Consider the following 19,750-nt stretch of genomic DNA (forward strand, 5'->3'; position numbering starts at 1 on the left):
CGAACGACAGGACCACACATGCAGCAGCTCACCGCGATGGACGGGATGTTCTTCAGCGTCGACACCGCGACCTCGACCGGCGTGATGGGCGGGCTGATGATCTACGACGCCTTCGACGACCCGGCGGCGGGCCGAGCGGAGCGCATGATCGAGCGGATCACCGAACGGCTCGACCAGATCCCGCCGTTCCGCCGGGTGCGCGCCAAGGTGCCGCTCGGGCTCGACAAGGAGTACTGGGCCGAGACCGAGGTCGACGTCGCTGCGCACGTCCGGACGATCACCCTGGCCGAAGGCGGGACCGACCAGGACCTCGCGGCAGAGATCTCCCGCATCATGAGCATCCGCCTCGACCCCCACCGGCCCCTCTGGGAGCTGTGGATCATCGAGGGCCTGCACGGCGGCCGTCTCGCACACCTGCTGCGGGTGCACCATGGCGCGGTCGACGGCGGAACCATCCCCACGATCCTCGATCTCCTGTCGGACCACCCGACGACGCCCGCCGACCCGGCCAGCGCGGCCCCGGGCCGGCGCGAGCCCTGGGGAGGGCCGGTCGAGATGCTGGCGCGGGGGGTCGTGGGGAGGGCCCTCAAGCCCGTCCAGTTCGTCGGACTGCAGGCGCAGACGGTCAAGTACCTCGTGGGACGACGTTCCGAGGATGGCGTGATGGCCCTGCCAGCCTTCATCGCGCGGATGATCCCGGGCAAGGTGGGGGCACCGGTCCGGGGCGTCGTCAACCGGCGACAGCGTGCCAAGGGGCAGCCAGAGGTGCTCCCGGTGCTCCCGCAGGTCACGAAACCAGCCACCCCCTTCAACAGGACGATCACCGACGCCCGGACCTACGCCTTCTCGGACCTGTCGCTCGCCGACTTCAAGCGGGTCGGCAAGGCCTTCGACGGCACCATGAACGACGCCGTCGTCGCCGTCGTGGCGGGAGCTCTTCGGCGATGGATGGAGGAGCGGGGCGGCGCCCCTGAGGAGCCGCTGGTCGTGTGCATCCCCTACTCGTTGCGCACCGGGGAGGAGAAGGACCGGTGGGCCAACCACATCAGCATGTTCTTCGCGCCGCTCCCGACCCACCTCGCCGACCCGGTCGAGCGACTCAAGGCGGTCCACGGCGACCTCAAGGCGGCCAGGAGCAACTTCGACGCCCTGCCCACCGGACTGCTCCGTTCCGCAAGCCGTTTCATCCCGCAGTCGCTCTTCTGGGTCCACCAGCAGCTGCTGAGCCGCGCGCCCGACTGGGTGTCGGGCTCGATGTGGAACGTCGTGGTCTCCAACGTCCGCGGCCCGTCGCAGGTCGTGGAGGTCACCGGGGCCCGTATGGCGGGCTACTGGCCGGCCGCGTTCCTCACCACCGGCGTCGGACTCAACATCACGCTGCAGAGCTACCTCGACCGGGTGGACTTCGGTTTCATGGGAGCCGGCGACCTCACCGGTGACCTCTGGGAGCTGCCCGGGCACATGAAGGACGCGCTCGAGGAGCTGATGGAGGCCGCCGACCGCGCCGAGTCCGCGGCGAAGTCCCCGGCCCCGAGAAAGTTGGCCGCAAAGAAGTCGCCGGCCCCGAGAAAGTCGGCGGCAAAGAAGTCGCCGGCCCCGAGAAAGTCGGCGGCAAAGAAGTCCCCGGCCCCGGGAAAGTCGGCCGCCAGGAAGTCCCCGGCAGCGAAGAAGTCGGCTGCCAAACCCACCCCCACTGACGACTGACCCGTCAGGGGGTCGGTCCCAGCCAGAACGTAGGAGAACCCGTGTCGTTCAACCTCTCAGTCATCGTTCGCGAGTCGGCGCAGTCCGGCCCCGACCGCCCGGCCATCATCCACCGTGGTGGCACCATCTCCCACCGTCAGCTCGACGAGTGGAGCGACCGCGTCGCGAGGGGGCTCGTGCGACTGGGGGTCACGCCGGGAGACAGCGTCGGGGTCCAGCTGCCCAACGTTCCCGAGTTCGCGGCGGTCTTCTACGGCGTCCTCAAGGCCGGGGCTGTCGCCATCCCGATGAACGTCCTCAACAAGGGCCCGGAGATCGCCTACTTCCTGAAGAACTCTCAGGCAAATCTGTTGATCTCGGCGGCGGGTGTCGCGAGCGAGGCTGCCCGGGGCGTGAACGAAGCCGGCGCGGAACACCTGTTCATCGTCGGCGACGCCCAGCTGCCTGCCTGTGCGCGGCGCTTCGAGGAGCTCACCGCCGGTGGTCAGGAGATCCCCGCGCCATTCGTCCAGCGACAGCCCTCTGACACGGCCGTCCTGCTCTACACGTCGGGCACCACCGGTCACCCCAAGGGGGTCCAGCTGACCCACTTCCAGCTCCTGATGAACGCCCAGGCACACGTCGAGGCCTTCGAGATGGACCGCGACAGCGTCACCATCGCGGTCATGCCGCTGTTCCACGCTCTCGGCCTGTCGGGCCTGCTCAACGCCACTCTGCGCGCTGGCGGCGCAGTGGTGCTCCTGGAGAAGTTCAAGCCGCTCGACGTCCTGCAGGCGATCCAGGACCACCACGCCACGATCTTGCACGGCGTCCCGACGATGTACCACGCGATCGAGCACCAGCCGGAGCGGTCCGACTACGACGTCTCCTCGCTGCGCTACTGCGGTTCCGCGGGCGCGCCCATCGCCGCAGAGCTGCTGGACACCTTCGAGCGCGAGATGGGTGTGCAGATCCTCGAGATGTACGGACTGACCGAGAGCGGCCCACTGGCCAGCTACAACCGACCGGACCACCGCAAGCCGTACAGCATCGGCACGCCCATCTGGGGCACCGAGATGCAGGTTTGGGACGACGAGAACACCGAGCTGCCGGCGGGCCGCGACCACGTCGGCGAGCTGGTGATCCGCGGACACAACACCATGGGCGGCTACCTGGACAACCCGGAGGCGACCGACCAGGCCTTCGCCGGCGGCTGGCTGCACAGTGGCGACCTGGGTTACCGCGACGAGGACGGCTTCTTCTTCATCGTGGACCGCAAGAAGGAGATGATCATCCGGGGCGGCTACAACGTCTACCCGCGGGAGGTCGAGGAGGTGCTCTACCAGCACCCCGCGATCTTCGAGGCGGCGGTCGTCGGCCTGCCCGACGACCGGCTCGGCGAGGAGGTCGGAGCCTTCGTGTCGCTCAAGATCGGCGCCTCGGCCGAGACCGAGGAGATCATCGACTTCGTCAAGGACCGCGTGGCCGCCTACAAGTACCCGAGGACGGTCGAGATCCTTACCGACCTGCCCAAGAGCCCCACCGGCAAGATCCTCAAGCGCCAGCTGGTGCCTGGGCACAAGGCCTGAAGGGCGGCCCGAACCGCCGCAAAAGCCTCATCGGCACTCGACAACCCTCTGCCACAACAGAACACGCGTCACTTCACCACAGCTCGACACCCCCCACCCACGCCAACGGACGGCACCGCGCCGATCCGGCAGCACCCTCACCCTTTGGAGTCCTCATGTCACAGGTCATCTCTGCCGAGCGTCGGCGCAAGGAGGTGCGCAAGGTCATCCTCTCGAGCTACTTCGGGACGACCATCGAGTACTACGACTTCCTTCTCTACACCTCGGCCGCCAGCCTGGTCTTCGCCCACGTCTTCTTCAGCAACCTCTCTGCGGCGACAGGCACCATCCTGTCGTTCGTGACCCTGTTGGCCGGCTACCTGGCGCGGCCGATCGGCGGCATCATCTTCGGCCACTTCGGCGACCGGCTCGGCCGTCGCAAGATGCTGCTCATCACGATGGGGCTCATGGGGGCGGCCAGCTTCCTGATCGGGTGCGTCCCGTCATACGGCACCTGGGGCGAGTGGGCACCCGCCACCCTCGTGCTGCTGCGCATCGTGCAGGGGATCGCGGTCGGCGGTGACTGGGGCGGCTCCGCCACCATCAGCGTCGAGGCGGCCGAGGACGGCAAACGTGGCCTGACGGCCGCGTTCGTCAACATGGGGGCGCCGAGCGGTGCCGTGCTCGGCTCCCTGGTGCTCGCTCTGTTCGCCATGATGGACAACTCCGCCTTCCTGCACTGGGGCTGGCGGATTCCCTTCCTGCTCAGCGGTGTCCTGGTCCTCATCGGTCTGTGGATCCGGTGGAGGATGAGCGAGTCCCCGCTCTTCGAGGAGATGCAGGCCAAGGCGGATGAGCAGGAGAAGAAGGAGACTCCGCTCGTCGCCGTCGTCAAGAACCAGGGGAAAGCGATCATCCTCGCCGCACTCGGCACGGTGAGCTGCTTTGCGCTGCAGGGGCTCCTTGCCTCTTACGCTCTCACCCTCGGCACCACCGAGGGCGGCCACAGCCGCACCGCGGTGCTCGTGGCCTTCTCGGTCGCCTCCGTGCTGCAAGTGGGTGCCCTGGCCTTCTACGCCAACCTGTCCGACCGGTTCGGCCGGCGTCCGGTGATGATCTTCGGCTCTGTCGCCGGCATCGTCCTGGCCTACCCCATCTTCTGGATGATCCAGGATGGCTCGACGTTCCTGCTCTACCTCGGCATGATCCTCGGTATGCCGGTCGTGCAGGCCGCCGTGTACGGCCCGTCGGCAGCCTTCATCTCCGAGATGTTCCACACCCAGTACCGTTACACCGGAGCGTCACTCGGCTACCAGATCGCATCCACTCTCGGTGGCGGCGTGTCCCCGCTGGTCGCGGCCAGCCTCGCCGCAGTCGGTGGATTCACCCCGGTCGCTCTCTACGTCGCGGCACTGTTCCTCGTGGGTGTGTTCATCGTCAAGATCACCCAGGAGGGCACCAAGCTCGACCTGGGCGCCGCAGAGCAGTCGCCGGCGACCAAGACGTCGGACGGGAAGCCCGACCTGCAGACCGCCTGAGTGCTGCACACACCGGGTCAGGCGCTCCTGGCCGGGTCGGGGTGCTGCCCCCGCTCCGGCCGGGAGAACGGTTGCCGATAGGCGTGCCAGATGTGGGGTGCCTGCCCCAGCCGGTCGGCGACCACGTGCAGTGCGGCCGGGTGGACTCCCATGCCGAGGTGGCTCGAGATGATCTCGACGTTCTCGGCGCGGGGGCCTCGGGGCTGCAGGCAGCGGTGCCAGTCGAAGACCCCGTCGCTGCGCGAGTAGACGGCGGTGACGGGGACGGGCAACGGTCTCATCGCGGCGGCCCACCGGGTGGCGTACCACGCGCCGTCGAGCGGGGCGCCGAGCGTGACCAGCAGGCGCACCCGGTCGGGGCGGGCCAGAGCGACCTGGCGGGCGAACGCACCGCCCACGCTCCAGCCGACGAGCCCCACCGGGCCCTCCTCGTGGGAGATCTGGTCGACGCGGTCGATGAGGGTCTGGACCACCGTCGCGGGCTTTCCCAGCATCGTGCCCCGGTGCATGCGGTGCGGGGAGTGGCCCAGGGCCCGCAGGTGCGAGCGCATGGCCAGCGTCCACCCGTTGCCGCCGCACAGGCCGGGAACGGCCAGAACCGGCTGGCCATGGGCCCGCGTGGCCCCCAGGAGGAAGGGAGCCATGAACGGCACCGACGCCAGCTCGATGCTCGCCCGGTAAGGCTCGAACGGAGCCAGCAGCCACGGGTGCGAGAGCACGCGCTGCATCGAGGGGGCGGTGGGCACGGCGGCCCTCCCATCTGCGGAGAGGGTCCTCAACCTACCTGCATCGTGGGCTCGGCCGGCGGACGCCCTGCAGCCGATCTGCCGGACATGAGACAGGACAGCACGAGATCGACGGCACGAACTCGACAACACGGCCGCCCGGCGGCGGAGGACAAGGAGACACAACCATGGGTGAGGACGGCGTCAACTTCCCCGGCGGCCGGCACGGTCGGAGCAGCACGGAGACCGGGAAGCGGGTCCTGCGGGCGGCGGTGACCCCGGTCGACGACTCGCTCGCCGACCGATTCGCGAGCGAGGAGAACTGGCGCCGCGGGTACCCCCGCCACTTCGAGGCCCTCACCGTCCTCGAGGCGGGCTCCGCGGAGACGGCGATGACCGTGGCGCGGGCCGGTCTCGCCGAGGCCGCGCAGAGCTTCGTCCACGTGACCGGCGAGCAGGAGCACCCACTCGGCCACGCGGTGTCGGTCCGCGAGCCGCGCCTGTCCACGGTGGAGGTGGCGGGAGAGGGAACCCGACGTCCCGTCCTCGAGGTGCCCTATCGCGGCGAGCTGCTCACCGGCCACAGGTTGCTCCGCCAGCTGGACGACTGGGTCGGGCGCGGCATCACCGAGCCGTCCTTCCGAGAGGCGGTGGGATCGGTCGTGCGCCACCCGGAGTGGCTTGATCTGTCCGATCGCACCTTCGCTCTGGTGGGCGCCGGATCCGCCATGGGGCCGTTGTCCGACCTGCTGGCGTGGGGTGCGCACGTCGCCGCGATCGACCTGCCTCGTCCGCGGGTCTGGGAGCGGATCGTCCGCACCGCACGCGCCTCGGCCGGGCGGCTGTCGGTTCCGGTGCGCGGGGGCGGCGCCCCGTCAGGCGACGCCCTCGTCGAGCGTGCGGGAGCCGACCTGCTGACCGAGGCCGGGGCGGTGGTCGACTGGCTGACGGGGTTGCCGGGCCCGTTGACGGTGGGCAACTACGGGTATGCCGACGGGGCGCTCTTCGTGCGCCTCACCATGGCCTTCGACACGGTCCTGACGGAGTTGGCGGCGCGGCGCGACGATCTGTCGCTCGCCTACCTCGCGACCCCGTCGGACGTCTTTCTCGTGCCGTTGGCCGCGGTGCAGGAGTCGCAGCGCCGCCACCGGGCGCTGCGGCCGTCCCCCTTGGCGGCGCGGGCGGTGCACAGGGCTTCCGGGGGACGGGTGCTGCGACCCAACTTCACCAGCGAAGCCGTCCTGGAGACCGCGGCCGGCCGATACGGGCTGGTCAACGCCATGATCACCGACCAGGGACAGAACTACGCGCTGGCCAAGCGGTTGCAGCGCTGGCGGCTGATGCTGGCTCGGGCCGACGGGATGCTGACGTCGGTGCACGTGGCCCCGCCGACCCGCACGGCGTCCGTGCACTCGAACCCTGTCATGGAGCAGCGCCAGCGGCTGACCGCTCGGCTCGGCATCGAGACCTTCGACGCCGACACCTCCCGCGCACTGGCCGCAGCCGTCCTCGTGCACGACCTGCGCAACCCCGCCTCAGCGGCCAACCCCGCCGTCCCGCTCGCGCACCCGCACGAGAGCTTCATGGCTGCGGCGAACCCGGGCGGCCGCTGGCGGGTCCCGCTCGAGCCCGGCAGCGCGCTGCCCGTCCTGGAGTGGCTCTCCAGGATTCCCGGGATGCATCGGTAGGCTGCCTCCTTCGAGGACCAGACCGAGCAAGGTGGCGCCATGACCGACGTGCCGAACCGACCCCCCGACCCGCCGGATGAGCCGGCAGCGGGTGACCCGTACTCCCAGGGCTACCCGCCGGCCCAGGGCCACCCGCCCGGTCCGGCCTACCCAACGGCCCAGGGCTACCCGCCCCCGCCGCCCGGCTACGGCGCGGCGCCGGTCATGCCCTCGGGCTACGCGGCGCCGTCCGGCCAGGTGGGACACGTGCGAGGCACCGGCCTGTGCATCCTGCTGTGCTTCGTCACCCTCGGCATCTACAGCCTCTACTGGTTCTACGTCACCCACGAGGAGATGAAGCGGCACAGCGGCCAGGGCCTCGGCGGCCCGCTCGCCCTCGTCATTGCGTTCTTCATCGGCATCGTGATGCCCTACCTCACCTCCAACCAGGTCGGCGAGCTCTACACCCGCCGCGGGCAGCACCCGCCGGTGAGCGGTTTGACCGGCCTCTGGTATTTCCCCGGTGTGTTCCTCGTGATCGGTCCGATCGTCTGGTTCGTCAAGACCAACAAGGCCCTCAACGGCTACTGGCGATCGCTGGGGGCCGTCGGCTGAGCCCCGGCCCGACGTTCCGCCGCACTGTGACGCGCCGACACCCCCGTATGATCGGCGCAGCCCCCGGTAGCGCCTCGTGTTGTTTGTCGGTGGGTGACGCCGCGAATCCGACGCCGCTCGGCCACGACGAACACGAGGAGTCGAGATGATCACGCTCCTCGTCGCCCACGTCGTCCTCGCCGCGGCGGCACCGGCTCTCGTCCGCTGGTGGGGGAGCCGGGCGTTCATCGTCCTGGCGGCGCCGCCTGCCGCAGCCGCAGTATGGGTGCTCACCCAGACGTCGACCGTGCTGGCCGGACGCCCACCGACCTTCCGTGCCGACTGGGTGCCATCGCTCGGCATGCAGCTGTCCTTCCGGCTGGACACCCTCTCCTGGCTGCTCACCCTCGTGGTCGGCGCGATCGGGGCGCTCGTCCTGCTCTACTGCGCGCACTACTTCGAGGACGACGAGCCGGGCCTCGGCGGCTTCGCGGCATCGCTGACCGGTTTCGCCGGGGCCATGCTCGGGCTGGTGACCAGCGACGACCTGCTGGTGCTGTACCTGTTCTGGGAGCTGACCACGGTCCTGTCCTACCTGCTGATCGGGCACCGGGCCGGCAGCTCGGTCAGCAGGTCGGCGGCCACCCAGGCCCTCGTCGTCACGACCGCCGGTGGGCTCGCCATGCTCGTCGGCATCGTGCTGCTCGGCCAGGATGCCGGCACCTACCGGATCTCCGAGCTGGTCGCCGACCCGCCCACCGGACCGCTGGCGACCGCCGCGGTGGTCCTGCTGCTCCTCGGCGCGGTGAGCAAGTCCGCGCTGGTGCCGTTCCACTTCTGGCTGCCCGGTGCGATGGCCGCACCGACTCCCGTGAGCGCCTACCTGCACGCCGCCGCGATGGTCAAGGCCGGGGTCTACCTCGTGGCACGCCTGGCCCCGGCCTTCAGCGACCTGCCGCTCTGGCGACTGGTGGTGCTCGTGCTCGGCGGTGCCACCATGCTGGTCGGCGGCTGGCGGTCGCTGCGCCAGCACGACCTCAAGCTGCTGCTCGCCTACGGCACCGTCAGCCAGCTGGGCTACCTGACCATCCTGGCCGGCTACGGCACCCGGGCGGCCGCGCTGGCGGCGCTGACCGTCCTGGTGGGCCACGCGCTGTTCAAGTCATGCCTGTTCCTGGTCGTCGGCACGATCGACCACAGTGCGCACACCCGCGACGTGCGGGAGCTGTCGGGGCTCGGGCGCCGTATGCCGTGGCTCGCCGGGACCGCGGTGGTCGCTGCCGCGTCCATGGTCGGGTTGCCCCCGATGATCGGCTTCGTGGGCAAGGAGACCGCGTACACCTCCTTGCTGCCCGGGCACGGCGCCGGACCGGATGGCGACTGGCCGGTCCTCGTGGTCCTGGTGGCGGGGTCCGTGCTCACCTTCGCCTACGGCGCGCGATTTTGCTGGGGCGCCTTCCGGTCGGTGCGCGGCCGGGCGCCGACGCCGCTGCACCGGCCGGCCGGGCTCCTGGTGGGAGTGCCGGTGCTGCTCGCGGCCGCCGGTGTGGTGGCCGGCGCCCTGTCCGGGCTCGGCGAACGCTACCTGCACGCCTACACCGAGGCGTGGCCGCAGGCCCGGCACACGGTGCACCTGGGCCTGTGGCACGGTCTGTCGACGCAGCTGCTGCTGTCCGCCGCCACCGTCGCGCTCGGGGCTGCGCTGTTCTGGCAGCGGTCGCGCGTCGAGGTGCTGCAACGGACCGCGCCTGCGGTTCCCAGCGCGGACGCCGCCTACCGCGGTCTGATGCGTGGACTCGACCGGGCCTCACTCGAGGTCACCGGGGCGTTCCAGCGCGGCTCGCTCCCGCTCTCTCTCGGCCTGATCCTGCTGGTGCTGGTCGTCCTTCCGGCCGTGGGCCTGGCCGGCGCCGCCTGGCCCGACCAGGTCCGCTGGGCGGACAGCCCGGTGCAGGTGGCTGTGGCGGTCGTCATCGCGGCGGCCGCCTTCTTCACCACCCGGGCCCGGCGCCGGCTGCGCGCGGTCTTCCTCGTGAGCGTGACCGGCTACGGCACCGCGATGCTGTTCCTGCTGCACGGCGCCCCGGACCTCGCGCTCACCCAGGTGCTCGTCGAGACCGTGTCCATCGTGGTCTTCGTCCTGGTGCTCCGGCGACTGTCGGGCAAGTTCAACGACGACCCCAGCCTGCGGACCCGGCGGCTGCGGGGCCTGCTCGGGATCGGCGTCGGCGTGGTCACGACCTGCATGGCTCTCGTCGCAGTGGCGGCGCGCACCGCCGAGCCCATGACGGCCGAGTTTGCCAAGGGCGCAGTGGAGTTCGGCGGTGGCAACAACATCGTCAACGTGACCCTCGTGGACATCCGGGCCTGGGACACCATGGGTGAGCTGTCCGTGGTCCTGGTCGCCGCGACCGGGGTGGCAAGCCTGATCTTCCTGCGCGAGGACGCCCTCTCGGTGAGCCGTCGCCTCGTTGCCAACGCCCGGTCCCTGCGTCGCACGCACGCCTCGCTCGGCGGCAACGAGGGCAGCCCCTGGCTGGCCGAGGGTTCGGCGATGCCTCCGGAACGGCGCTCGGTGCTCTTCGAGGTGGTCACCCGGCTGATCTTCCACACCATCATCCTGTGGTCCCTCTACCTGCTCTTCTCCGGCCACAACCACCCCGGCGGCGGTTTCGCGGCCGGGCTGGTCGCCGGTCTCGCGCTCGCCGTCCGCTACCTGGCCGGCGAGCGCGACGAGCTGCGTGCCGCCGCGCCGATCATGCCCGGCCTGCTGCTGGGGGCAGGGTTGTTCCTGTCCGCCGGCACCGGCCTGGCCTCGCTCGCGTTCGGGGGCGACGTCCTGCAGAGCTGGATCTTCGACCTCCACCTGCCGCCCATCGGTGACGTCCACCTGGTGACCTCGGTCTTCTTCGACATCGGCGTCTACCTCGTCGTCATCGGGCTCATCCTGGACATCCTGCGCAGTCTCGGGTCGGGCCTCGACCAGCTCATCGAGGCCGGCGACGACCCCTCCGTGCCACCGCCCTCCGCCCATCTGCTGAGGGGGCCGCGATGATGGTGCCCAACCTCGTGCTCTGCCTTCTGGTCGGCGTGCTGTTCGCCTCGGGTGTCTACCTGCTGCTGGCCCGAAGCATCGTCCGGGCGCTGATGGGCCTGCTGCTGTTGGGCAACGGGGCCAACATCCTCTTCCTGGTCGCGAGCGGGCCGGCGGGAAGGGCACCGATCGTCGGTGCGTCCGACGTGACCGACATGAGTGACCCGCTGCCGCAGGCCATGGTGCTGACCGCCATCGTGATCAGTCTGGGCATGACGGCGTTCATGCTCGCCCTGGCACACCGTTCGTGGCAGCTGACGCACCACGACGTGATGGAGGACGACCCGGAGGACTACCGGATCACCGTCAAGGCCGAGCGCAACGACATGTCCGACAGCGACTTCTCGCAGGCCGAACCACGGTCGGAGCCGACCGACTTCGAGGGCGACCCCGGGAGCACCGGGTGAACGCGCCGCACGACGGGCTGCTGAGCGCCCTGGTGCCGCTGCCGGTGGTCCTGCCTCTCATCGGCGCGGGGATCACCATCGCCGTGGCCCGTCGCACGCACATCCAACGCGTCGTCACCGTCACCGTGCTGTCCGCTGTCCTGGTGGTCTCCGGGGTCCTGCTGTGGGCCGCCGACACCCACGGGACCCAGGTGGTCGAGGTCGGGGGCTGGGCGCCACCACTCGGCATCGTGCTGGTCGTCGACCGGCTCGCGGCGCTGATGCTCGTCGTGTCGTCGCTCGTCTCCCTGGCCGTGCTGCTCTACTCGATCGGCCAGGGCCGTTCCTCGTTCGACGACGAGAGCGACGGCGAGGCACCCCTGCCGATCTTCCACCCGACGATGCTCGTGCTGTCGGCCGGCGTCTCGACGACGTTCATCTCCGGCGACCTCTTCCACATCTACGTCGGCTTCGAGATGCTGCTGGCCGCCAGCTTCGTGCTGCTCACCCTGGGCGGGACCCCGCCACGGGTCCGGGCGGGCATCACCTACGTGATCGTCAGCATGCTCTCCTCGCTGGTGTTCCTCGTGGCCATCGCCCTGATCTACGCCGCGACCGGCACGGTCAACCTGGCCCAGCTCGCCGGCCGTCTCGACGAGCTCCCGGACGGCACCAGGCTGCTGCTGCAGATCATGCTGCTGCTGGGGTTCTGCATCAAGGCCGCGGTGTTCCCGATGTCGGGGTGGCTGCCCGATTCCTATCCCACGGCTCCGGCCCCGGTCACGGCGGTCTTCGCGGGACTGCTCACCAAGGTCGGTGTCTACGCGATCATCCGCACCCAGACCCTGCTGTTCCCGGATGGGCGGCTCACCGACGTCCTGCTCTGGGCCTCGCTGCTCACCATGCTCGTGGGCATCCTCGGGGCGGTGGCCCAGGACGACATCAAACGGCTGTTGTCCTTCACGCTGGTCAGCCACATCGGCTACATGACCTTCGGCATCGCGCTCGGCTCGGTCGCGGGCTTCTCCTCAGCCGTGTTCTACGTCGCCCACCACATCACCATCCAGACCACCCTGTTCCTGGTCGCCGGTCTGATCGAACGCCGCGGCGGCAGCACCTCGCTGAAGGAGCTCGGTGGGCTGGCCCGGTCCGCGCCGCTGCTCGGCGTGCTCTTCTTCATCCCGGCGATGAACCTCGCAGGCATCCCGCCGTTCTCCGGGTTCCTCGGCAAGGTGGGACTGATGGAGGCCGGCGCCGACGCCGGCACCCCACTGGCCTACGTGCTCATCGCCGGTTCGGTGGTCACCAGCCTGCTGACGCTGTATGCCGTGAGCCGGGTCTGGGGCCGTGCCTTCTGGCGCGCGCCCCCGGTGCCGGAGACGACCGTCACGGCGCGGGTGCGCACCGACGCCCTGGGCGCCGGCGTCGTCGCGCCGACCGCTGCGCTGGTCGTCGTCGGCGTCGCGATCAGCGTGGTGGCCGGCCCGCTGTTCGGCATCACGGACCGGGCGGCAAGCGATCTCGTCGCGCGCACGCCATACATCCAGTCGGTCTATCCGGGAGGTGCGCCGTGAGGCCCCGACGGATCCAGCCGGTCCCGCTGGTCTGGCTCACCGTGATCTGGGTGGCGCTGCAGGGCAGCATCACCTGGGGCAACGTGCTGGCCGGGGTGGCGCTGGGCGGGTTGGTGCTGCTGGTCTTCCCGTTGCCCCGGCTGATCACCGGGGTGCGGTTGCGGCCCTGGGCCTTCCTGGTGCTCATGGTGCGCTTCCAGGTCGACCTGATCTTCTCCAGCTGCCGGGTGGCGTGGCAGGCGGTGCGGCCCGGTCCGGTCGTCGACGGCGTCGTGATGGACGTGTGGCTGCGAGGGCGGGCGACCCTGTTCCAGACCATCGTGGCCGAGATGACGGCCCTGGTGCCCGGCACGGTGGTCATCGACCTGGTGTCGGAGACCGGACAGCTCACCCTGCACGCGCTCGACGTGCACACCCCGGACGAGATCGCCCAGATCCGGCGCGACGTGTTGGCCCTGGAGCGGCGGGTGGTGCGCGCCCTCGCCGCAGACACCCGGCTGCCCGGAGCGCCGGCGGAGGTGGCCTCATGACCCTGGTCGCGGTGATCGCCGGAGCGCTGCTCGCGGTCTCGTCCGCGATCGCCCTGGTCCGTATCGTGCGCGGTCCGAGCGTGCTGGACCGGGCGGTTGCCTCGGAGGTGATCGTGTCCATCGTGGTGTGTGCGATCGGGCTGGAGGCGGCGACCACCCGGCACGCGGCCGTCCTGCCCATCCTGGTATCGCTGTCGTTGGTGGGATTCATCGGCTCGGTGAGCGTGGCCCGGTTCGTCGCCCGGGACCGGGACGACCCGCCACCGCAGGATCCCGGCCGGCCGCCCGGCGGAAGGGGGCAGCGGTGACCTGGGCCGGGCTCGCCGACGTGGCCGGTGCGGTCGCGCTCGTGTCCGGCGCCCTGCTGTGCCTCGCTGCCGCGATCGGGCTGCTGCGCTTCCGCGACATCCTCAGCCGGATGCACGCGGCCACCAAGCCGCAGGTGCTGGGCGTCCTGCTGGTGCTGCTCGGTGTGGGTCTCCGGCTGCGGGACCCCGTGGACATCGGCATGCTGGTGCTCATCGGCCTGTTCCAGCTGCTCACCGTGCCGGTCTCCGGGCACATGCTCAGCCGGGCCTCCCACCGCACCGGGCTGGTGGACCATGTCGACGGTGTCACCAGCCCCGCCCCCGGCGACCTCGAGGCGATCGAGGCGCTCGAGCGGGACGACGGCCGCCCGGACGGCGGCACGCCCCCCGAGAGTTGACCGCGCAGCCACCTCGGCACCGGTGAAGGCAGGCCGGATCGAGCAGCCGCTCAGCGAGTGACTGCGAAGATCCCGTGGGCGCCGCGCTCGGCATCGATCATGGCGTGCGAGACGAACGGGTAGTGGCCGGGCTGCGGGAAGGTCAGCTCGACGAAGCCGCCCTGCGCCGGACCGAGGTCGAGCACCTGGCTGCCCCCACGGGTCGCGTTGCCCGGCTGCAGCAGGTAGGCGCCCTCCTTGAAGACCGTGTCGAACTGGCCGCCGACGACGTGGAAGGCAGTGCCCCGGTCGGGGCCGGCCGCCAGCACCCAGATCCGGACGCGCTCACCGACCCTGGCTCGCAACGGCCGGAAGTCGTACTGGTCGGCGTAGCCGTTCCAGGTGACGAGGTCGGGGTTGCCGGTCGCGAGCCGTGTCAGGTCGACGGTGCCGTGCTGCGGTCCGAGGTAGTACTCCGACTGGACGAGCACGTAGCTGCGGTCGACCTTGGGCAGCCCCGGCGGGTCGATGATGACCGCACCGAACATGCCGTTCGCGATGTGCGCCGACATCGGCATGGTGCTGCAGTGGTAGAGCCAGATGCCGGAGCGGGTGGCGGTGAACCGGTAGGTGAGCGACTGCCCGGGCGCGATGGTGCGCATCGGCCGGTCCGGCGCCAGGGTGCCGGCATGGAAGTCGATCGAGTGCCCCATGGTGCCCTCGTTGTGCAGCGTCACCACGAACCGGTCGCCCACCCTGCCGTGCAGGACCGGGCCGGGCGCCCGCCCGTCGTAGGGCCACAGGGTCTGCCACACGCCCGGCGCGACCTCCATGTCGCGGTCGCGCACCGTCAGCGACACCCGGTGCACGCGGCCGTCCGGCACCGGCGGGAGCGCCGCGTCCCGCGCCCGGAAGTCCTTGCCCGGCTTTCGAGTGAAGTCGAGGTCTGCCGCCGCACTCGGGCCCGAGGCATCTGACGGCGCGCTCGAGCCCGACATGTCGTGACCGGCCATGCCACCCTGGTCGGAGGAGGCAGGAGCGGTCGCCTGGGCCTCCCGGGCCGACTGCCCACCGACCACGTCGACCCGGAACACCATGCCCATCTGCCGGTGCCCGATCACGGTGCACCACCCGTCGAGACTACGACCGACGACGCCGGCGTCGAGCACCGCGCTGCCGCCGGGCGCCAGCCGCCGCGTGTGCTGTCCGGTCTCCAAGGCGAGGTCGTGCACCTGGCTCTGGTCGGTGTTCGTCAGCCTGATGACCAGCCGGTTGCCCGCGGGCACCTGCACCGACGCCGGGTGGAAGCGCATGTCCTTGGCGGTCACGTGCACCGTCGTCGTGCGTCCCGTGGGGGCCACACCAGCGGCGGTGCTCGCGCCGTCGCCGGCGCTGACCGCGAGGGGGGACACCGCGACGGAACCGGCCACCGCCAGGGCGAGGACCGCGAGCCCGGCCACGAGCATCCCGGTGTGCGGGCTGCTGACCCGGCGGCCGCCGGCGGCGATCCGGGCTGCCTCGGCCTCGCGTTCGGCCTTGACCGGGCCGGGCTCCTGCGTGTCTCCCCGCCGAGCCGACCTCCTGGCCAGCCAGAGCAGCACGAGGAACGAGCCGAGGCCGGCGAGGACGAGCACCGACATGAGCACCCGGACGACGCTCGGCGTCGGGAGGCAGGCGATGAGCAGCGCGCCGTTGACGACGACCAGCCGGAACGTCCCGAACCGCTCGATCACCACGCCCGTTCGACGGACCACTGCCGGCCGGCCGCCGAGGACCACCGGGGCGAGGTAGGTCAGTGCGCCGATCACGACCTGCGCGGCGAACCCCGCCACCAGGGGAGCGGTCACGACGTCGATGCCCTCGCCGACCGCGCGCCAGGTGGGGCCCCGACCCACGAGGACGGCCAGGGTGACCAGGGACCCCGTCAACCAGAGGGCGGCGAGCAGCACCGAGAGGGTGGCAAACGTCCGCGGTGGCCGCTGCCGGGCCTCGGCGACCAGCGGCACGGCCGCCATGCCGAGGCCGCCGAGGTAGACGAGCACGCCCAGCAGGGCCAGCAGCCGCAGGTCCGCCACGCACCCGGCGACCGCCACGACGATGCCCGCCACGAGCACCACGAGGGCGAGCCGGGCGGTGCGCTCCGCGCCGTCGACGATCCGGGTGCGCAGCATGGTCGCCCACAGCGTGACCAGCGTCCCGGTGACGGTGAGGCCGACGAAGCCGAGCAGGTTGAGCGCGGCGTGCGCCAGCACCAGTCGCTCGTGCCAGGAGCCGGGCAGCCCGTGCGCGAGCGCAGCACCGAGGGCGGCGCCGAACGGCAGCATCAGCGCACCGGCGACGTAGTAGTGGACCGTCCCGCCGAACCGGGAGGGCAGGGCCTGCCGCAGCTGCAGCACGAGCACGATCGCGTGCGCCGCCACCGCCGCGGCCACCACGACCGCACCGGCGAGGGTCAGCGGCCAGACCGACGCCACCATGCCCGCGACCACGATCGCGACGCCCGCGTTGAGGGTGACCAGACGGCATACCTGCCCTCGGTGGGAGTCGGCCTGGCGGCGCAGCAGCGCGTCGGTGAAGTGCGCGCTCCAGACGAGGATCGCGTTGGTGACGGCGCCGAGCAGCACGAGGTGCACGAGCAGCCACCCGGACGCGGGGACCCAGCGGTGTGCCACCCCCACCGCGAGGAGGGCCAGCAGCCAGAAGACGACCCCAGACCCTGCGCGCACGTGCCAGCGGCTGCGGTCGGTGAACGGATTGTTGACCCCGCGGTCCCGCGAGGCCGGCGGCGTCGGGATCACGAGGACACCACGCGTGACTCGAGCCGCGACGCCGACCGGGCATGGTCGCGCCGGGAGGCCGCCACGACCGCCCAGGCCGAGACAACCACGAAGCCGAGCAGCGCGACCACACCCAGCACACCGCCGACCTGCGCGGCGACGGTGACACCCCACCCGTCGCCGACGAGCAGCCGCAGCAGCAGCCCGGCGTGCAGCAGCGCCGGGGGAGCGATCATCACGGGGTGGTAGGGGAGCCGGACGCGCAGCACGGCCGGCAGGATCACGGGCGCGTGCGCCATGATCATCGAGATGGTGAACCCGAGGAAGAAGGCATGGACGACGGCGTCGTATGCCGGTCCCTCGCCGACGTGCCCGTGGACCAGCCAGATCAGGGCCGCCACGACGAGCCAGGCATACCCGAGAAGCAGGCAGCCAGCCATGAACCTGGTGAGCCCCGTGGCCCGGATGGTGCGGGTGGCGACGTCGTGCACCAGTAGCCAGGCGACGAGGGCGAGGTAGGCCAGCGCCGTGAGCGGATAGCCGGCCACCGGCCAGAGCAGGCTTGCGACGGTGCCCGCGACGATGGCGCCCGAGACGGCGACCAGCCGCCCGGTGGCGGTGGCGTCGAGGACCACGACGCGGGCCAGCTCGAGCCGTTCACCGGCGATGGTGAGCACCACGAAGCCGGCCAGCCACGGGATGAGGTCGGAGGCGGGCACGCCGCGCAGCCACAACAACGCGGCCCCCGTGGCGAGGACCGCGCCGAGCAGCTGCACCAGCACCGAGTCGTCGCGCTGGCGCTGCCACAACGGCACGTAGAGGGCGACCATGGCCGCACACCCGAGGGTCAGGGACAGCTGGCCGGCCCAGATCGGCGCGGGCGAGAAGAGCAGGACACCGCCGATGCCCAGCAGCACCGGGGACGCGAATCCGCCGGGTCGGCGCAGCGCCACTGCCCGCTCGAGGGCGATGACCGTGCCAACGAACCCCAGGACCAGCAGGAACCCGTGGGCGTCCGGCAGCCGGTCGGTGGTGACCGGGGCCCTCACCCCGAGCAGGAGGAGTGCGGCGTCGAGGCCGGCCAGTAGGGAGAGGCCGGCCGGGACCAGGAACGCCAGCCGGCGCGTCATCGACGCGAGCGGCCGGACCGGTCGGTGAGCTCCAGGCGGCACGCGCCCGGTTCGGCGAAGGGCAGCAGCGCCGTGCCCTCCGGGGGTCCGCCGATCTGCTCGAGCACCCCCTGCACGATGCCCAGGTGCACACCGCACACGATGTCGGGGTGCCGGTAGGCCGCCTCCAGCAGCGGGCAGCGCCGCAGCTTGACGACCATGGCGCGGGGGTCGGGGTCGGGGGAGAAGCCGAGCTCGTCGAGGACTGCCACGACCTCGCGCCTGGCCTCGGTGGGGTTCCGCGCGGGCTCGTGGGCACGGGCGAGCTCGCGCCCCCAGGTCCGGCCCGCCTCGACCGCGTCGCCGGCCGGGTCGTCACTGGTGCGGGCGAGCTGGGCCGCGAGGGCCGACGCCAGCCCGGCATACTCCCGCGCGCCGGGGTTGTCCTCGCCCTCGACGGCGGCGTAGAGCCACGCGGGCCGTCCGCGGCCGGTGCTGCGGGACCTGGTGCGTTCGACCAGGCCGGACTCGACCAGACCGTCCAGGTGCTCGCGAACCGTGTTGGGGTGCTGGTGGATCAGGCGTGCGAGGGCCGCGACGGTGCACGGCTCGGGCTGGGCCACGAGCAGGTCGAAGACGGCCGCTCGCGGGGCCGACAACAACGAGGCCGGCGAGCGGTGGTGCACCGCCGGACGGGGTCCGTAGTCCGACTCGGGGGAGACGACGCCAGGTCCATTTTTTTTCACGGGACACAGTGTAATAAACTTTGCGCAGCCCCGCCAGCCGGGGACCTGGCATGGCTGCGTCCGTGCCCCCGCAACCGAAGGACCTGACATGGACACCCTCGTCGTCGCAACGACAGCCGCCGACTCGGCCGCGGTGGAGGCCGTCAAGAACCACCACACCGAGCTGGCCGCCGCCCTGCGTGCCCATGTGGCCGCCGTCGTCTCGGCGGCGACGGACGGCAACGCCGACGCGGCCGGCGCCTCCCGGCACGGGCTGGTGACCTGGTGCGAGCGTGAGCTGTTGCCCCATGCCATGGCAGAGGAGAAGACGTTGTATGCCGCGGCCCACGACGACCCCCGGGCGCGGCTGCTCGTGGACGCGATGCTGATCGAGCACCAGGTGCTCGGCGCGCAGGTGGAGGCGGTCCGCGGAGCGGATTCACCGGTGCGGGCCGCCACCGAGGCGGTGGCGCTGCGCGTCCTGTTCGACAGCCACCTGGGCAAGGAGAACGAGCAGATCCTGCCGCTGCTCGCCTCGTCGTCGACGGTCTCGCTGCACGAGATCCTCGGCGGGATGCACGAGCTGCTCGGGGGACACGAGGCCCACGAGCACGGCGCTCCGGCCGCCGGCAGCCACGACGGCCACGCCTGTGGCTGCGGCGAGAGCGACCCGGTCGGCGAGCTGCCCGAGCTGGACGCGCGGGTGGTGCCGCACAAGATCCGGCACGCGACCGTGTTCGGCGCGCTGGCTGCGGTCCAGCCCGGAGGTGGGCTGGTGCTGGTCGCCCCGCACGACCCGCTGCCGCTGCTGCAGCAGATCGAGGGTCGCTACCCCGGGGTGTTCTCCGTCGACTACCTCGAACGGGGACCGGAGGCCTGGCGTCTCCGTTTCCTGCGCGACTGACCGACGGGCCGACGGGCCGAGGGGATCGGTCCGGCATGCGGACGGACGGTTCACAGGCTGGAAGGGCGCCCGTAGTCTCGGGGCATGGACCTGGACCGCAGCGCCTTCCTCGTGACTCGTCGTCACGTGGACCTGCTGCGCACCAGCAGCAACCTCATGTGTCGGGCCGCCTGAGCCGCGCCTGACCCTGC

16 protein-coding genes are annotated in these 19,750 nt (G+C 71.3%); 12 read left to right on the forward strand and 4 right to left on the reverse strand.

Annotated features, from left to right (window positions below; translation table 11 throughout):
* The first annotated feature begins 18 nt into the window (after window positions 1-18).
* The 3 genes from FCN22_RS03280 (at window position 19) to FCN22_RS03290 (ending at window position 4,789) form a co-directional block, all read left to right on the forward strand.
* The gene (locus FCN22_RS03280) at window positions 19-1,704 is read left to right on the forward strand and encodes a wax ester/triacylglycerol synthase family O-acyltransferase (protein WP_137120106.1); all 1,686 of its coding nucleotides are present in this window, start codon (window positions 19-21) and stop codon (window positions 1,702-1,704) included.
* 41 nt (window positions 1,705-1,745) lie between these two features.
* Window positions 1,746-3,272 carry a long-chain-fatty-acid--CoA ligase gene (locus FCN22_RS03285; RefSeq protein ID WP_137120107.1) on the forward strand — a complete coding sequence of 509 codons (1,527 nt, stop codon included), beginning with the start codon at window positions 1,746-1,748 and terminating at the stop codon, window positions 3,270-3,272.
* 155 nt (window positions 3,273-3,427) lie between these two features.
* The gene (locus tag FCN22_RS03290; RefSeq protein ID WP_137120108.1) at window positions 3,428-4,789 is read left to right on the forward strand and encodes an MFS transporter; all 1,362 of its coding nucleotides are present in this window, start codon (window positions 3,428-3,430) and stop codon (window positions 4,787-4,789) included.
* A 17-nt stretch (window positions 4,790-4,806) separates the two neighbouring features.
* Here the strand turns inward: FCN22_RS03290 and FCN22_RS03295 are convergent, their stop codons facing one another.
* The gene (locus FCN22_RS03295; protein ID WP_137120109.1) at window positions 4,807-5,535 is read right to left on the reverse strand and encodes an esterase/lipase family protein; all 729 of its coding nucleotides are present in this window, start codon (window positions 5,533-5,535) and stop codon (window positions 4,807-4,809) included.
* Window positions 5,536-5,702: 167 nt separating this feature from the next.
* Between FCN22_RS03295 and FCN22_RS03300 the strand changes: the two genes are divergently transcribed.
* The 8 genes from FCN22_RS03300 to mnhG all read left to right on the forward strand — a co-directional run bounded on the left by FCN22_RS03300 (window position 5,703) and on the right by mnhG (window position 14,065).
* The gene (locus FCN22_RS03300; RefSeq protein ID WP_137120110.1) at window positions 5,703-7,202 is read left to right on the forward strand and encodes a hypothetical protein; all 1,500 of its coding nucleotides are present in this window, start codon (window positions 5,703-5,705) and stop codon (window positions 7,200-7,202) included.
* A 39-nt stretch (window positions 7,203-7,241) separates the two neighbouring features.
* On the forward strand, window positions 7,242-7,796 hold the full coding sequence (locus FCN22_RS03305; protein ID WP_202911372.1) for a DUF4234 domain-containing protein: 555 nt from the start codon (window positions 7,242-7,244) through the stop codon (window positions 7,794-7,796).
* A gap of 145 nt (window positions 7,797-7,941) precedes the next feature.
* The gene (locus FCN22_RS03310) at window positions 7,942-10,830 is read left to right on the forward strand and encodes a Na+/H+ antiporter subunit A (protein WP_137120111.1); all 2,889 of its coding nucleotides are present in this window, start codon (window positions 7,942-7,944) and stop codon (window positions 10,828-10,830) included.
* Window positions 10,827-11,276, forward strand: coding sequence for a Na(+)/H(+) antiporter subunit C (locus FCN22_RS03315; RefSeq protein ID WP_338016629.1), 450 nt, complete (start codon window positions 10,827-10,829; stop codon window positions 11,274-11,276). The genes FCN22_RS03310 and FCN22_RS03315 overlap by 4 nt, the downstream gene beginning before the upstream one ends.
* Window positions 11,273-12,829, forward strand: coding sequence for a Na+/H+ antiporter subunit D (locus tag FCN22_RS03320; RefSeq protein WP_238384485.1), 1,557 nt, complete (start codon window positions 11,273-11,275; stop codon window positions 12,827-12,829). The genes FCN22_RS03315 and FCN22_RS03320 overlap by 4 nt, the downstream gene beginning before the upstream one ends.
* Window positions 12,826-13,359, forward strand: a complete 534-nt coding sequence (locus FCN22_RS03325; protein ID WP_162308119.1) for a Na+/H+ antiporter subunit E — start codon at window positions 12,826-12,828, stop codon at window positions 13,357-13,359. The genes FCN22_RS03320 and FCN22_RS03325 overlap by 4 nt, the downstream gene beginning before the upstream one ends.
* The gene (locus tag FCN22_RS03330; protein ID WP_137120112.1) at window positions 13,356-13,667 is read left to right on the forward strand and encodes a monovalent cation/H+ antiporter complex subunit F; all 312 of its coding nucleotides are present in this window, start codon (window positions 13,356-13,358) and stop codon (window positions 13,665-13,667) included. Before FCN22_RS03325 ends, FCN22_RS03330 begins: the two co-directional genes overlap by 4 nt.
* The gene (mnhG, locus tag FCN22_RS03335) at window positions 13,664-14,065 is read left to right on the forward strand and encodes a monovalent cation/H(+) antiporter subunit G (protein WP_137120113.1); all 402 of its coding nucleotides are present in this window, start codon (window positions 13,664-13,666) and stop codon (window positions 14,063-14,065) included. Before FCN22_RS03330 ends, mnhG begins: the two co-directional genes overlap by 4 nt.
* A gap of 50 nt (window positions 14,066-14,115) precedes the next feature.
* Here mnhG and FCN22_RS03340 read toward each other — a convergent pair whose 3' ends face one another.
* From FCN22_RS03340 to FCN22_RS03350, 3 genes are read right to left on the reverse strand one after another with little or no spacing between them, the layout of a single operon-like run.
* Window positions 14,116-16,842: a multicopper oxidase domain-containing protein gene (locus tag FCN22_RS03340; protein WP_238384486.1), complete on the reverse strand. Its 2,727-nt coding sequence runs from the start codon at window positions 16,840-16,842 to the stop codon at window positions 14,116-14,118.
* Window positions 16,839-17,951 carry a DUF8744 domain-containing protein gene (locus tag FCN22_RS03345; RefSeq protein WP_137120114.1) on the reverse strand — a complete coding sequence of 371 codons (1,113 nt, stop codon included), beginning with the start codon at window positions 17,949-17,951 and terminating at the stop codon, window positions 16,839-16,841. The genes FCN22_RS03340 and FCN22_RS03345 overlap by 4 nt, the downstream gene beginning before the upstream one ends.
* The gene (locus tag FCN22_RS03350) at window positions 17,948-18,676 is read right to left on the reverse strand and encodes a helix-turn-helix transcriptional regulator (RefSeq protein WP_202911373.1); all 729 of its coding nucleotides are present in this window, start codon (window positions 18,674-18,676) and stop codon (window positions 17,948-17,950) included. The genes FCN22_RS03345 and FCN22_RS03350 overlap by 4 nt, the downstream gene beginning before the upstream one ends.
* A gap of 88 nt (window positions 18,677-18,764) precedes the next feature.
* Between FCN22_RS03350 and FCN22_RS22650 the strand changes: the two genes are divergently transcribed.
* The gene (locus tag FCN22_RS22650; RefSeq protein WP_137120116.1) at window positions 18,765-19,559 is read left to right on the forward strand and encodes a DUF2249 domain-containing protein; all 795 of its coding nucleotides are present in this window, start codon (window positions 18,765-18,767) and stop codon (window positions 19,557-19,559) included.
* Window positions 19,560-19,750 lie beyond the last annotated feature (191 nt).

This window comes from Segeticoccus rhizosphaerae (assembly GCF_005222685.1).
In the GTDB taxonomy this organism is placed as follows: domain Bacteria; phylum Actinomycetota; class Actinomycetes; order Actinomycetales; family Dermatophilaceae; genus Segeticoccus; species Segeticoccus rhizosphaerae.